At 61.1% G+C, this 14577-nt stretch carries 9 protein-coding genes; all 9 read left to right on the plus strand.

The window, feature by feature from the left end:
- Nucleotides 1-28: 28 nt before the first annotated feature.
- The gene (locus tag B2A78_RS08440) at nucleotides 29-979 is read left to right on the plus strand and encodes a hypothetical protein (protein WP_143735110.1); all 951 of its coding nucleotides are present in this window, start codon (nucleotides 29-31) and stop codon (nucleotides 977-979) included.
- 613 nt (nucleotides 980-1592) lie between these two features.
- Complete coding sequence (locus B2A78_RS08445) at nucleotides 1593-2867, plus strand: MFS transporter (protein ID WP_077729640.1); 1275 nt, start codon at nucleotides 1593-1595, stop codon at nucleotides 2865-2867.
- A gap of 42 nt (nucleotides 2868-2909) precedes the next feature.
- Nucleotides 2910-4631 (plus strand): bifunctional protein-serine/threonine kinase/phosphatase, encoded by a 1722-nt coding sequence (locus B2A78_RS08450; RefSeq protein ID WP_077729544.1) that lies wholly within the window; start codon nucleotides 2910-2912, stop codon nucleotides 4629-4631.
- A 359-nt stretch (nucleotides 4632-4990) separates the two neighbouring features.
- Complete coding sequence (gene nirB, locus B2A78_RS08455; protein ID WP_077729545.1) at nucleotides 4991-7429, plus strand: nitrite reductase large subunit NirB; 2439 nt, start codon at nucleotides 4991-4993, stop codon at nucleotides 7427-7429.
- A gap of 5 nt (nucleotides 7430-7434) precedes the next feature.
- Nucleotides 7435-7755 carry a nitrite reductase small subunit NirD gene (nirD, locus tag B2A78_RS08460; RefSeq protein WP_077729641.1) on the plus strand — a complete coding sequence of 107 codons (321 nt, stop codon included), beginning with the start codon at nucleotides 7435-7437 and terminating at the stop codon, nucleotides 7753-7755.
- A gap of 63 nt (nucleotides 7756-7818) precedes the next feature.
- A complete protein-coding gene (locus B2A78_RS08465) occupies nucleotides 7819-10545 on the plus strand; it encodes a nitrate reductase (RefSeq protein ID WP_077729546.1) in 2727 nt (908 codons plus the stop codon).
- A 506-nt stretch (nucleotides 10546-11051) separates the two neighbouring features.
- Complete coding sequence (locus B2A78_RS08470; protein WP_077729547.1) at nucleotides 11052-12377, plus strand: CmpA/NrtA family ABC transporter substrate-binding protein; 1326 nt, start codon at nucleotides 11052-11054, stop codon at nucleotides 12375-12377.
- Nucleotides 12374-12952, plus strand: a complete 579-nt coding sequence (locus B2A78_RS08475; protein WP_077729548.1) for an ANTAR domain-containing protein — start codon at nucleotides 12374-12376, stop codon at nucleotides 12950-12952. Before B2A78_RS08470 ends, B2A78_RS08475 begins: the two co-directional genes overlap by 4 nt.
- A 288-nt stretch (nucleotides 12953-13240) precedes the next feature.
- Complete coding sequence (locus B2A78_RS08480) at nucleotides 13241-14509, plus strand: alginate export family protein (RefSeq protein WP_077729549.1); 1269 nt, start codon at nucleotides 13241-13243, stop codon at nucleotides 14507-14509.
- Nucleotides 14510-14577 lie beyond the last annotated feature (68 nt).

Below are 14577 nucleotides of genomic sequence, written 5' to 3' on the forward strand. Positions count from 1 at the left end.
TCCGGAAATCGTGCCCGCCATCCGCAAGATGAGTACTCGTATCGAATATCCGCACCACAGGTTGCAGCTCATGTTCCTGTTGTCGATAACCGCCGGCGTGGTTCTTCACCTGCTGCAACTGCCGAGCCTGTTGCCCCAGCGGGAGGCCGGGACGATTATGCTGCTGGCGGCATGGCCTCAGCGCTTCTATTTCTGGACATTCGAAGCGCTGGCCTGGTTGCTTGCCGGAACTGCACTTGCCTTGAACCTCTTCTCGCCGAACCTTCCGGCCTGGTACGAGGGCGCAACCCCAACTCAGCGAGCGCGTGCATTGGGTACCGCCCTGGTCCTGGTTCAGCTCCTGCTCGGTCTCGGGTTTTGGCTTACCCGAGACAAGGGAGCGGACCAGCTCAGATGGCTGCGTGCCGCGTTCTGGATGGGCGGCGAGTTCCGAATTCCGGCCATTTTTGCAAGCTTACAGCTCTGGTTTGCCGCGTGGCTTTCGTTCCAGTGCTACCGCCTCGACCGCGCGATTTTCTGGTTCGCGTCCGCGCTGGTATGTACCTACCTCGGGTTCGATGAGTTGCTTTCGTTCCACGAGGCGGTCGGCGTCTTGCTGAAAGGCAGCACACTGATCGGCGACGGCGAGAACACCCTGAGCGTCGGCCCGGTCAGGACGTATTTCTGGCCACTGGTTTTCCTGCCGTTGCTGCTGGTCATGAGCGCCTGGTTTCTTGTCGCGGCACGTCGAGCGGTCGGCCCCCGCGCCCTGTGGCAACTGGTATTGGCCGGGCTCGTATTCGCGACAGGCGCGCTGGGCTTCGAGATCGTCGAGGCGAACGGCGCAGCACGCCTGGGAGAAGCATGGTTTAACTCCACGCCGGGGCAGATCGTACTTCTGGCGGAGGAATCCTTCGAAACACTGGGAGTGACGCTCGCCGTCGTCGTATTCGCGAGGCACCGCTGGCAGACCCTTGCCGTGTCCCGCGGCGTCGATTGAACGGCCGGTTCACCCCGGCCGTACCTCGGTGGTGCCGGACGCGGAAACACCACCGAAACCTTCAAGTCGCGCTGTTCCGGGCCTTCCAGCAATTTCAGCGTTGCGCCCGACGGGACCGTAGGCTGGGTTGCAGCGATAGCGAAAACCCAGCTAATCCACGTCTCAAACTGACGAAAAAACCGCATCACTCGCGAACGATGCGGTTTATGCCCGGCCAGTCCCGGTTCGGCATCCAACCGGCTCCACCTGCTCTATCCATTACTTTATATAGACTCACCGGAATACGGGTGCCGTCTTACCACCGTTAAGCGCCCGCGATCCGTACCTGCGCTTCAACTCGGTGCACCGTAGGCGCAACAATGGTGCAAATAGCTGCGGGAAGGCCTTCTGCACTGCCCAACCGACCGCCGAAATGCCTAGCCGACGTGCTTCCGCGCTGTTTGGCACGCGAGCTGCTTACATCAATCAATAGAATGTACCTGCGCCAACGGTGGCGTTCAGGAACATGGCAAAGGCGTCTTGCGATCATCGTGCATCGATGTTCGCCGGGCGCTTTTTTTTTGCTCCGGATTCACCGGAGAGCGGCTCTAGGATTTTTCGAGAAGATTTGTCGATGGACTTCAAAGAATTCAAGCGTGCCGGCCACTGGCCAACCCTGTTGTCCGCCTTTCTTTATTTCGACGTCTCCTTCATGGTCTGGGTGATGCTCGGGCCCTTGTCCCTGTACATCACCAAGGATCTGGGGCTACCGGTGGCGGAGAAGTTCACCATTGTCGCGATTCCCATCCTGTCCGGCGCAATATTCCGCATCGTTCTGGGTTCGATGGCCGACCATCTGGGACCCAAGCTGACCGGCGTTCTGGCCCAATTGCTGGTGATCCTCGGGCTCACCTATGTATTCGTGTTCGGCCTGCATTCCAAGCTGGAAGTGGAGTTGCTGGGATTGCTCTTAGGTATAGCCGGAGCCAGCTTCGCCGTGGCCTTGCCCCAGGCCAGCCGCTGGTATCCGCCCCAATACCAGGGCGTGGTGATGGGTATCGCGGGAGCCGGCAATATGGGGGTAGTCCTGGATTCCATGATCGTCCCTTGGCTGGCGGAACGTTTCGGCTGGCAGGCGGTGTTCGGTTTCCTGCTCATTCCTCTGGTGCTGGTGCTCGTCATCTACGCCGTTCTCGTCAAGGATGCCCCCGACAAACGCACGCCGGTCACCCTGGCCAACTACGCCGCGGTCATGAAGGACCCCGACACCTGGTGGTTCATGTTCTTTTATTCCATTACCTTTGGGGGCTTCGTGGGGCTCGGCAATGCCCTGCCTCTTTATTTCACCAACTGGTATCACGTCTCCGGAATAGCCGCGGGCATGATGGTTGCCCTTGTGGTATTCGCCGGCTCGATGTTCCGGCCGGTGGGAGGGCTTTTGGCCGATCGGGTAGGCGGCATCCGTGCCCTGCAAGTTCTGTTCGTAATCGTTTCCCTGAGCTATCTCGCGATTTCGTTCTTGCCGGAGGGGCCGGCGCCGCAATCGGCGAGCGACGCGAAAGTGGCCGGCTGGGGTCTGTTCGAACTGCCGGCGCTCGCATGGTCTGCCGTCGGCATTTTTTTCGTCGGCACGCTGGCCCTGGGGATGGGCAACGGATCGGTATTCCAGTTGGTGCCGCTGCGTTTCCGCAGGGAAATCGGCGTGATTACCGGACTCGTCGGCTGCGCCGGAGGTGTGGGCGGATTCTTCCTGGCCAAGACCCTGGGCTGGTCCTGGAATGTGCAACACGGCTTCGCGCTGGGTTTCAGCGTGTTCGCGGGGCTGCCGCTCCTGGGGCTCGTCGGCCTGATCATGGTCAAGAAACGCTGGCGCACGACCTGGGGCGCGGTATCCGGTGCGCGGGTCTGAGCATGGCGGAATGGGGATAAGGGAACACACCGGGGTGTGTCAGTGACTGCGAACGGACAACTCGCCTTGAGCGCCGCCTTCGCTTCCCGCCAAGGGCGGCGCGAAGACAACCAGGACTACGCCGGTATCGCACAACCGTCGCAGCAGGAACTGGCCTGTCGCGGCGTCGTCGCGGCGGTGGCGGACGGCATGGGCGGGGCCAAGGGAGGGCGGGTAGCCGCGGAGTTGTGCATGCACAGCTTCATGGAAGCCTATTACAGCCTGGCCGAAACCTTGGCGGTGGAGCAGTTGCTGGATCGAAGCCTGGATGCCGCCAATCGCTGGATACACGCGATGGGCAAGCGTGACCCGAATCTCGCCCACATGGCTACCACCTTCAGTGCCTTGATTCTTCGCGGCCGCCGCGCACATCTAATACACGTCGGCGACTCGCGCATCTACCGCCTGCGCGGCGAGCGGCTGGAGCTGCTGACGAAGGATCACACTTTGAACGGCCCCGAACTGGACCATATCCTGTACCGGGCCGTGGGCCTGGAGCCCCTGCTCCGGACCGACTACGCCGTGCACACGCTCGAAATCCACGACCGTTTCCTGCTGTGCAGCGACGGCCTACACGGCGGACTTAAACAAGCCGAGATCGCGCGCATCCTGCTGGAAAGGGCCGCGCCCCAAAGCAGTGCGGACGCTCTGGTCGAATCGGCGCTGGAGCGCGGCAGCACCGACAACGTCACCGCGCTGGTGGTGGATGTCATCGCCCTGCCCCGGGCCGACCGGCAATCGCTGCGGGAAATCATCGAGTCCTTGCCGATCCTGGAACTACCCCGTCCCGGCGATACGGTGGATGATTTTCAACTGGAAGAACTGCTGTCTTCCGGGCGCTACAGCGCGCTGTTCCGCGCGGTCGACCGGCGCAACGGCAACCCGGTGGTCATCAAGTTCCCTCATCCGCGGGTAGCCAGCGAGCGGCAATATCACGATGCCTTTGTCCGGGAAGCATGGATCGGCGGGCGGGTGAAGAGTCCGTGGGTGGCCGAAATTCTGGAACAGCCGCCGGAGCGGCAAAGCCGTCTCTACTCGGTCATGCCGTATTATCGCGGCGCCACGCTCGAACGGCACCTGCGGCGAAACGCACGCATCGGCCTGGAGCCGGGCATCGACCTCGCTCTCAAACTGTGCAAGGCGGTGCACGCACTGCACCGCCAGCAGATCGTGCACCGCGACATCAAGCCCGACAACATCCTGCTTCCGGACGACGGCGGCCTGAAACTGCTGGATCTCGGAATCGCCCGGTTGCCGGCCTGGGACGAGGACCAGGCCGATCCGATGCCGGGCACCGCCAGCTACATGGCGCCGGAACTGTTTCACGGCGAGCGGGGCAGCGTCGCCAGCGACATCTTCGCGCTGGGGGTAACGCTCTATCGCGTGTTCTCCGGAGGTGCCTATCCCTACGGCGAGATCGAGCCATTCAGCACGCCCCGATTCGGAAAACCCAAACCCCTGACCAGCCGCCGTCCGGATTTGCCGGTCTGGCTGGACGCCGCCTTGGCGCGCGCGGTCGCGATCGACCCCGGCGAACGCTATGCCGACGCCATCGAGCTGGCCTTCGAGCTGGAATCCGGATTATCGAAAGGCGGCGGCAAGCGTGTCTCCGCCCGTCCCCTTCCCCTGTACCAGCGCAATCCGGTTCTGTTCTGGCAACTGACCGCGCTGCTCCTGTTCGGATTGCTGATGGTGTGCCTGTTTCAGGTCTACGGGAGGGTTTAGGTGTTTATCAATGCAGTAAGTAAAGCCGTCATGCCGGCAGGGAAGGGTCATCCGGGCGCTCCCCGGATGACCGTTTGCGATTGGAAGGGTCATCCGGGCGCTCCCTGGATGACCGTTTGCGATTGGAATGCCGGCATCCAGAGCACAGGGATTGTGATCCGGACCGATGCCATCCCTGGCGTCTGGATTCCGGCACAAAACCGTCGGGAACGGTTTTGGACAGCCGCAGGCTGGTCTGAAGGACGAGCCCCCTGGGAAGGGGCGAGCAATCCGTGCCGGAATGACGAGGTTCATCTCACGTCCCCGCATCCTACGAAAGTTGATTTGACGAATGGGATTCATCCCGGAGGAGGTAAGCCATGAAAAAACAGAGACTCATCGTAATCGGCAACGGTATGGCCGGCATACGCACAGTCGAGGAGCTGCTGAAAATCGCTCCCGACGCATACGACGTCACCGTGTTCGGTGCCGAACCGCACTGCAATTACAACCGTATCCTCCTGTCCCCGGTCCTGGCCGGCGAAAAGACGCTGAACGACATCATCTTGAACGATGACGACTGGTACGCGTCGAACGGCATCACGCTGCACAAGGGACGGAAGGTCGTCGCGATCGACCGCCGGCGGCGGCTGGTTCGGACCGAAGACGGGCTGGAGGCCGGCTACGACCGCCTGCTGCTCGCCACCGGCTCCATGCCTTTCATGCTGCCGGTCCCAGGCAGGGATTTGCCGGGCGTAATCGGTTTTCGCGACATCCGCGACGTGGAACTGATGCTGGAGGCTTCGCAGAAGTACCGGCATGCGATCGTCATCGGCGGCGGCCTCTTGGGGCTTGAAGCGGCCAATGGGCTGAAAAAGCGGGGGATGGCGGTTACTGTCGTGCATCTCCTCGATACCCTGATGGAAAGGCAACTGGACAAACCTGCCGCGGACCTTTTGAAACGGGCGCTCGAGGACAGCGGCCTGGATTTCCGAATGGAAGCGCAGACCAAAGCCATCCTCGGCCACGATCGCGTCACCGGCGTACGCTTCAAGGACGGCTCGGAAACCCCGGCCGATCTGGTGGTCATGGCAGTGGGCATCCGCCCCAACGTCGATCTCGCCAAGAGCGCCGGCATCCATTGCGAGCGCGGTATCCTGGTCAACGACACCCTGCAGACTTTCGATCCCCGCATTTACGCCGTGGGCGAATGCGTGCAACACCGGAAGCAGCTTTTCGGCCTGGTGGCCCCGTTGTTCGAGCAGGCCAAGGTCTGCGCGAATCACCTGGCGGAATACGGCATCGCGCGCTACGAGGGCTCGGTGACGTCCACCAAGCTGAAAGTGACCGGCATCGATCTTTTCTCCGCGGGCGAGTTTCAGGGCGGAAACGGCTACGAAGAGCTGCTGTTCCAGGACCCCGCCCGGGGCATCTACAAAAAGCTGGTGGTCGAGTCCAACCGCATCAAGGGCGCGGTGCTTTATGGCGATACCGGCGACGGCGCCTGGTACTTCCAGTTGATGCGGGACGGCACCGATATCTCCGCGTTCCGGGAAAACGTCCTGTTCGGGCAGGCGCATCTGGGCGATGCCGGCCACGGGGCGGACAACCGCGCGGCGCTCATGCCGGACACGGCGGAGGTCTGCGGCTGCAACGGCGTCTGCAAGAAGACCATCGTCGACGCCATCGTTCAGAAAAAGCTATTCACTCTGGATGACGTGCGCACCCATACCAAGGCCTCGGCTTCCTGCGGCTCGTGCACCGGTTTGGTGGAGCAGATCCTGCAAAGCACCCTGGGCAGCGATTACTCGGTCAGCCCGGCCAAAAAGCCGCTATGCAAATGCACCGACCATACCCATGAAGAAGTGCGAGAGGCCATTCGCGCGGAAAATCTCAAGACGATTCCCGAAGTGATGCGATTCCTCGATTGGAAAACCGTCGACGGCTGCCATTCCTGCCGCCCCGCGCTCAATTATTACCTGCTCTGCCAGTGGCCCAACGAATACCGGGACGATCCGCAGTCGCGCTTCATCAACGAGCGGGCCCACGCCAATATCCAGAAGGACGGCACCTATTCAGTGGTGCCGCGGATTTGGGGCGGCGTCACCAATCCGAAGGAGCTGCGCGCCATCGCCGACGTGGCCGAAAAGTTCGAGATTCCGACGGTCAAGATCACCGGCGGCCAGCGTATCGATCTTCTGGGCGTCCCGAAACAACAGCTTCCGGCGGTTTGGGCGGAACTCGGCAAGCACGGTCTGGTCTCCGGCCATGCCTACGGCAAATCGCTGCGCACGGTCAAAACCTGCGTCGGCAAGGAATGGTGCCGGTTCGGCACGCAAGATTCCACCAAGATGGGCATAGACCTCGAAAAAATGACCTGGGGGTCGTGGACGCCGGCCAAGGTCAAGATGGCGGTATCGGGCTGCCCGCGCAACTGCGCCGAGGCCACGATCAAAGACTTCGGCGTGGTGGCGGTGGATTCAGGCTGGGAACTTCACGTCGGCGGCAACGGCGGCGTGAAGGTCCGCGCCACCGATTTTCTGTGCAAGGTCGATACGGAAGAGGAAGTGAAGGAATACTGCGGCGCCTATATGCAGCTATACCGGGAAGAAGCCCGCTACCTGGAGCGGACCGCGCACTGGATCGAACGCGTCGGTCTCGCTTATGTCCAGGAGCGCATCGTCTCGAATCCGGAAAGCCGACGCGCCTTGTACGAGCGGTTTCTCGAATCGCAGAAAAGCGCCCAGATCGATCCATGGGCGGTTCTCGCCAAGGAATCCGAGCGGCAACACTTCGAACCCTTGAGGAAAGTAGGATGAATGTCATGAGCGACTGGATCGAAATCGGCCGAATCGAGGACATTCCCCGCCAAGGCGCTCGCGTCGTCGCCACGCCGGCTGGCAATGTCGCCATCTTCCGCACCCTGAACGACGAAATTTTCGCGGTTCGCGACCTCTGCCCGCACAAAGGAGGGCCGCTCTCCCAAGGCATCGTATGCGGAAAGCGGGTGGCCTGTCCGTTGCACAACTGGGTGATCGACCTGGCGTCCGGCGATGCCGCTCCGCCGGACGAGGGCCGAACGGCGTGCTTTCCGGTAAAGCTGGAAAACGAAAGGTTGTGGTTGCAACTCGATAGGCCGGAATAGCCGGAATTCCGTGAACGCTTGCCCTTATTCCGGCCACACCTCGTGATTAAAAGGAAGAGAAACGTGACTTCTGCACCGCTCTCAGATCCGTCCTTAACAGCGGACGATGCGCCCGTCGCCACCACCTGTCCCTACTGTGGCGTCGGCTGCGGCGTGCTGGCCAAGCCGCGTGGTCCCGAATCGGCCGACATCAAGGGCGATCCGGAACATCCGTCCAATTTCGGGCGGCTTTGCTCCAAGGGCTCGTCGCTCGGAGAAACCCTGTCGCTGGAAACTCGGCTGCTTTATCCCGAGATCAGGGGCCGGCGGGTGAGTTGGGACGAAGCGCTAGGCACCGTCGCCGACACGTTTCGACGGATCATCGATATCCACGGTCCCGACTCGGTGGCGTTCTACGTCTCCGGTCAGCTCTTGACCGAGGACTATTACGTCGCGAACAAGCTGATGAAGGGTTTCATCGGCTCGGGAAATATCGATACCAATTCCCGCCTCTGCATGTCGTCCACGGTCGCGGCGCAGAAACGGGCCTTCGGCGAGGATGTCGTGCCCGGCTGTTACGAGGACCTGGAACTCGCCGATCTCGTTGTGCTGGTCGGTTCCAACGCGGCCTGGTGCCATCCGGTGCTGTTTCAGCGTCTGGTTGCGGCCAAACGGGAAAATCCCCGCCTGAAGATCGTCAACATCGATCCGCGCCGAACGGCCACGAGTCAGTCCGCCGATCTGCATCTCCCGATACGGCCGGGCACCGACGTGGTTCTGTTCAACGGACTCCTGAATTATCTGCGCCAGGATGACAGGATCGATTTCGCCTTCCTGGAAAATCATCTCGGTCGCTACGCCGAAGCGTTCGAGAACGCGCGCAAAACGGCTCCCTCCCTGCCCGCTGTTGCCAGGATCTGCGGTATTCCCGAAGAGGACCTCGCGAGCTTTTACCAATGGTTCGCCCGCACCGAAAAAGTCGTCACCGCCTGGTCGCAAGGGGTCAACCAGTCGTCCAGCGGCACCGACAAGGTCAACAGCATCATCAACGTTCATCTTGCCACCGGGCGGATCGGCAAGCCGGGCATGGGCCCCTTCTCCCTGACCGGCCAGCCCAACGCCATGGGCGGGCGGGAGGTCGGCGGACTCGCCAATCAGCTCGCGGCGCATCTCGACATCGAGAATCCCGAACACCGGGCTCTCGTGCAGGAGTACTGGAATGCGCCGCGCATGCCGGATAAGTCCGGACTCAAGGCCGTGGAGCTGTTTCAGGCGATCGCCGAGGGACGCATCAAGGCAGTCTGGATCATGGCCACCAATCCGGCCGTTAGCCTGCCGGACGCGAACGCGGTGCGGGACGCGCTCCGCCGCTGCGAATTCGTGGTGGTTTCCGAATGCGAGTCGGGCACCGACTTGGGCGCCTACGCACATGTGAACCTGCCCGCGCTGGCCTGGGGTGAGAAGGACGGCACCGTCACCAACTCGGAGCGTCGCATTTCGCGCCAGCGGGCATTTCTGGCAGCGCCGGGCGAAGCCAAGCCGGATTGGTGGATCGTCAGCCGGGTTGCCCAGCGTATGGGATACGAGGAAGGTTTTCGCTACGGGTCAGCTTGGGAAATTTTCCTGGAGCACGCCCATTTGTCCGGCCTTCGGAATGACGGCAAACGGGTGTTCGACATTTCCGGTCTCGCGGAACTCGATCGCGCCGGCTATGAAGCCTTGAAGCCGATCCAGTGGCCGGTAAATGGGCATCATCCGAACGGCGCGTCTCGCCTGTTCGACGCAGGCGGGCTTTCAAACTTCGGCCGCCGCGCCGGAATGGTGCCGGTGGTCCCCAAAGCGCCGGCCAACCCGCCCGACGCGGCCTATCCGCTGGTGCTCAATACCGGGCGCGTCCGCGATCAATGGCACACCATGACCCGCACCGGCAAAACCGCCCGCTTGACCAACCATGTTCCCGAGCCTTACGCCGAGCTGAACCCCCACGATGCGGCCCGATTCGCCATTCAGGACGGAACCCTGGTTCGCCTCGAGAGCCGGTTCGGCCAAGCCCTGGTCCGCGCCCGCGTCAGTAAAGACCAGCAGCCAGGATCGGTGTTCGTGCCCATGCACTGGAGCGGACCCTATGCCAGCAAAGGCTTGATCAATGCCTTGGTCAACCCGGCAACCGATCCGATGTCCGGCGAACCCGAATCCAAGCATACGCCGCTCCGGATCGCGCCCTATCGGCCGGCGTGGCACGGCTTCTTGCTGTCGCGCGAACCGCTTGACGCTATCGAGGTCGAGTACCGCGTCACGATACGGGGAGACGGCCATTGGCTTTACGAGCTGGCACATTCCGAGTCACCTTCGGACTGGCCTGTCTGGATGCGCGGCTTGTTCACCCATCCCTCGGGTTCGCGCGAATCCGCGTCCGCCGAGCCGGTGCCCGGCAGGGAAGAATGGCTGGAGTTCGCCGACATCCACTCGGGCCGGTACCGCTGCGCACGCCTCCTCGGCGGACGTTTGCAGTTTTGCGCCTTCATAGACCGGAGCTTCGAGCTGCCGCCGCGCAGTTGGCTGGCCGGTCTATTCGCACTGGATGAAGTGCCCGATCGGGCACGCATGAGCCTTTTGGCCGGAAAACCGGCTTCGGCCGAGGATGATCAGGGGCGTATCGTCTGCTCCTGTTTCGGGGTCGGCATCAATACCTTGAAACGCGCCATTCAGAAGCAAAATCTGTCGACAACGGAACAAATTGGTGCAGCACTCAAAGCGGGAACCAATTGCGGTTCCTGTATTCCCGAGCTCAAGTCCTTATTGCAGGGGTAAAAACACCAGCGCCGCTGCGGCGGCACAAGGCGTCTAGCATTGCCTCGTATTTGTGCACTTCAACGGCCTATGTTCCTATTTAAGGCATCGCTTATCTCGGCCTAATTCAAAATCGCTTTTAATAAAGAATTCATGTTTGTAGGGTGGGTTAGGCCGGAGGCCGTAACCCACCGAGCGACCTCGAATCGGTGGGTTACGCGGAGCCTGTCGAAGGGCCTGTCCCGAGCGGAGACTAGGGGCTAACCCACCATCGATGGGTTTCGCTTCGCTCTACCCATCCTACGATGAATGTTCACTCGAATGCCGAACGGAATGACGTAGGTCGGCAATCCCTTGCCGACTGTCTGGGCTACGGCCAAGCACTGGACCGTATGGCACGATCATTGCTGAAACCATAACGTCGTGGCAGGCTACTCGCGTCGTAACTGCTATCGGAGCCGATACGCTCTTGACGCTTCACAATCCAATCCATCCTGGAGAATTTTGGACAAGGAGACCCTTAACTCATGACCTCGGTTCCCCAATGGCTGCGCCCTGGCGTTCATGCGGCAGGCGGCGAAGGACTCGAGAAAACCCAGATCGACTTGGGTTTCATCCCGCTGACGGACTGCGCACCGCTCGTCATCGCCTACGAAAAAGGTTTTTTTCGAAAACACGGGCTGGAGGCGAGACTTTCCAGAGAGGTGTCCTGGGCCAATATCCGCGACAAGGTATTCGCCGGCTTGCTGGACGGCGGTCATATGCTGGCACCCATGCCCATCGCCACGACGCTCGGTCTCGGGGAACTGAAAAAACCGACCATCGCCGCTCTGTCCCTGGATCTCAACGGCAACGCCATTACCGTTTCCCTGGACTTGTACCGGCGCATGGCCGAACTCGATCCGGCGGCGGCAGCCGAGCGGTCCATGAGCGTCCGTGCACTGAAGAAAGTCATCGATACCGGCAAACACGCGGGGCGCGAGCCCTTGTGCTTCGCAACGGTATTTCCGTTCTCCCCCCATAACTACATGCTGCGCTACTGGCTGGCCGCCGGCGGCATCGATCCGGACCGCGACGTGCGCCTGGTCGTGATCCCGCCGCCGCACATGGTGAAGTACCTGAGCAGCGGAGAAATAGACGGTTACTGCGTCGGAGAACCGTGGAACGCGCAGGCCGTGGCCACCGGCGTCGGACGCACGCTGATCACCGATTATGAAATCTGGAACAACAAGCCGGAAAAAGTGCTGGGCGTGAACCGGGAGTGGGCCGAACAACATCCCAACACTCACCGCGCCATGCTGATGGCGCTGCTGGAGGCGGCGCAATGGATCGATCAACCGGAAAACCGTATCGAAGTGGCCGATATTCTGGCTCGGGAGGAATACGTCAACGCACCGGCTGACGTGGTGAAAATGTCCATGGTCGGCTCGTTTCGCTACCAGGTCGACGCCGCGCCCGCGCCGCTTCCCGACTTCAACGTGTTCTTCCGTTATGCCGCGACGTTTCCCTGGCGCTCCCATGCCGTCTGGTTCATCACTCAGATGTACCGTTGGGGACAACTCCGCGATCCCGTAGACATGCGAAAGCTTGCCGAAGAGGTCTATCGGCCCGATCTTTACCGCGAAGCCGCCCAGGCTCTGGGCCTGCCCTTCCCCACCGCGGACTACAAGACCGAGGGGCAGCACGGCGAACCGTGGACGCTTCGGGAAGCCACCGAGCCGATGATCCTGGGTACGGACCGGTTCCTGGACGGCGGCACCTTCGATGCGCTCCGTCCGGTGGATTATCTGGAGCGCTTCGAACTGCACAATCGGCAGGTTTCACTGGACGAACTGGCCAAGGTCAATCCATGAGCCTCAGAATCATGCTGGTCGATCAGGATTCGGCACGCAGCGCCATATTGGAGCAAGCGCTGCACGATGCCGGACATCAGGTCGTCGCCCGGATCAAGCACGGCCACAACCTGCTTCGGGAACTCAAGGAATGCCAGCCGGACATGGTGATCATGGATCTGGAGGCGCCGGGCCGCGACACCTTGGAGCAAATGCGGGAGATCAGCCGCGACCAGCCGAGACCGATCATCCTGTTCTCGAACAAGCGCGACGGCGATTACATCCGCCAGGCCGTGCAGGCCGGGGTAAGCGCCTATGTGGTGGACGGCCTCAGCCAGGAACGCATCATGCCCATCGTCGAGGTGGCCATGGCCCGTTTTCGCGAATTCGAGGCGCTCAAGCGCGAACTGCACGAAACCAAAACCCAGCTAGCCGACCGGAAAGTGGTGGACAAGGCCAAGGGCATTTTGATGCAGCGAAAAGGAATGAGCGAGGACGAAGCCTATCAGTTGCTGCGCAAAACGGCCATGAGCCGCAACATGCGCATCGCGGACGTCGCCAGGACCCTGCTTACCCTGGAAGGGCTGACGGACTGACTTCGGGGCGAATTCCGCCCGCCTTTCGCGCATCGCGCACTCTTTTGTCGCACGCAATGTACCGGCCCACCCGCCCGGCGCCTCCGCACTGCGCCGCCAGCTGCTGTTTCAGAGCTGTTTAGCGCGTTAAACGAGCTTGGCACGCTTCCTGTTAGTCCTATGAAAGCTAGAGTCGCGCGCTGACGGCGGCGCTCGACTTCCGGACAAAGGCGTCCTCCCGCAGATCTTCAACTGCGGGCGACGCCTTTTTTATTGCTTATCGGATCACAACAGAATGGGGGTACAGTCATGGGGATTATCAGGCAGCCGCTGAGTGGCGGCAGCTTAGCGCGGCTTCTGATGCTGGGGCTCGGCACGGCCAGCCCGGTTTTTGCGGAGGGTATCGACGAGAGTATCGAAAAGGCGTTGAACGTCGGCGGCGGCAAGATCAACATCGATATCCGGTATCGGTTCGAATACGTGGATCAGGCCAATCTGCCCGAAATCGCCAAGGCCGATATGATCCGGGCGCGCATCGGCTATTTGACTCCGGAATTTCACGGGCTCAAGGCCTTCGCCGAATACGAAGGCAACCAGGATATCTTCAGCAACGAGTACAACAGTACCTGGAACAACAAGACTCGACATCCCGTCATCGCCGATCCCCAGAAGAACGAGGTCAACCAGTTATGGCTGAATTACAGCGGTTTACCTCAGACCAACCTAAAAGTCGGCCGTCAACGCATCATCTTCGACAACCATCGTTTCATCGGCAACGTCATCTGGCGGCAGCTGGAACAGACTTATGACGCCGTGGCCATCACCAACGCCAGCCTGCCCGACACCACGATCACCGCCGGTTATATTTGGAAAGTGCAGGACGTCACCTCCCGCACCATCGGCATGAATTCGCCGATCTTCAACATTGCCTACACCGGTCTCCCTTGGGGCAAACTCGTCGTCCACGGTGAGTGGCTGGATTACGACAATCAACACGAAAGCTTTCCGACGCGGACCTTCAATACCCTCACCAATTCCACCCAGACGGTAGGCGTTCGCTTTGACGGCGCGACACCCATCACCGACAAAATCAAGGCCCTCTACACGGCCGAATACGCCTGGCAGGAGGACTATGCGGAAAACCCGAAGGACTTCAAGGTCGATTACTGGCTGGCGGAAGGCGGGGTCGATCTGTGGGGCTTCGTCTTTAAAGGGTCCTTCGAGGAACTGGGCTCGGACAACGGCCAGGGCTTCCGTACGCCGCTCGCGACGCTGCACGCCTTTCAGGGCTGGGCGGACAAGTTCCTGGTGACGCCGCCCGACGGCGTCCGGGACGTGTACGGCACGTTCAAGACCAGCCTGTACGGCTTGGATTTATGGTTCGTCTACCACGATTTCCGGGACGATACCGGCAGCATCCGCTATGGCGAGGAGTTCGACGTCCAGGTGGAAAAGAAATTCGGCAAGCATTATTCCCTGCTCTTCAAGTTCGCCGACTACAACTCGTCCAACCCGAGAGCGTTTGCCGGCAACGTCGATACCCAAAAATGGTGGCTGCAGGCGGGGATCAGTTTCTAAAAGAAAGCTGGGAATTTAAGGCCGTAGGATGCGGTGAGTATTCGAACCGCATCGATCGCGACAGATGC

It is taken from the genome of Methylocaldum sp. 14B, from assembly GCF_002005105.1.
Lineage (GTDB): Bacteria > Pseudomonadota > Gammaproteobacteria > Methylococcales > Methylococcaceae > Methylocaldum.

What these genes read in the sequence shown, in the direction of transcription:
- nirB (WP_077729545.1), top strand. Translation starts at nt 4,991, where the DNA reads ATGAAAAAACAGAGACTCATCGTAATCGGCAACGGTATGGCCGGCATA.
- B2A78_RS08470 (WP_077729547.1), top strand. Translation starts at nt 11,052, where the DNA reads ATGACCTCGGTTCCCCAATGGCTGCGCCCTGGCGTTCATGCGGCAGGC.
- nirD (WP_077729641.1), top strand. Translation starts at nt 7,435, where the DNA reads ATGAGCGACTGGATCGAAATCGGCCGAATCGAGGACATTCCCCGCCAA.
- B2A78_RS08480 (WP_077729549.1), top strand. Translation starts at nt 13,241, where the DNA reads ATGGGGATTATCAGGCAGCCGCTGAGTGGCGGCAGCTTAGCGCGGCTT.
- B2A78_RS08475 (WP_077729548.1), top strand. Translation starts at nt 12,374, where the DNA reads ATGAGCCTCAGAATCATGCTGGTCGATCAGGATTCGGCACGCAGCGCC.
- B2A78_RS08440 (WP_143735110.1), top strand. Translation starts at nt 29, where the DNA reads ATGAGTACTCGTATCGAATATCCGCACCACAGGTTGCAGCTCATGTTC.
- B2A78_RS08445 (WP_077729640.1), top strand. Translation starts at nt 1,593, where the DNA reads ATGGACTTCAAAGAATTCAAGCGTGCCGGCCACTGGCCAACCCTGTTG.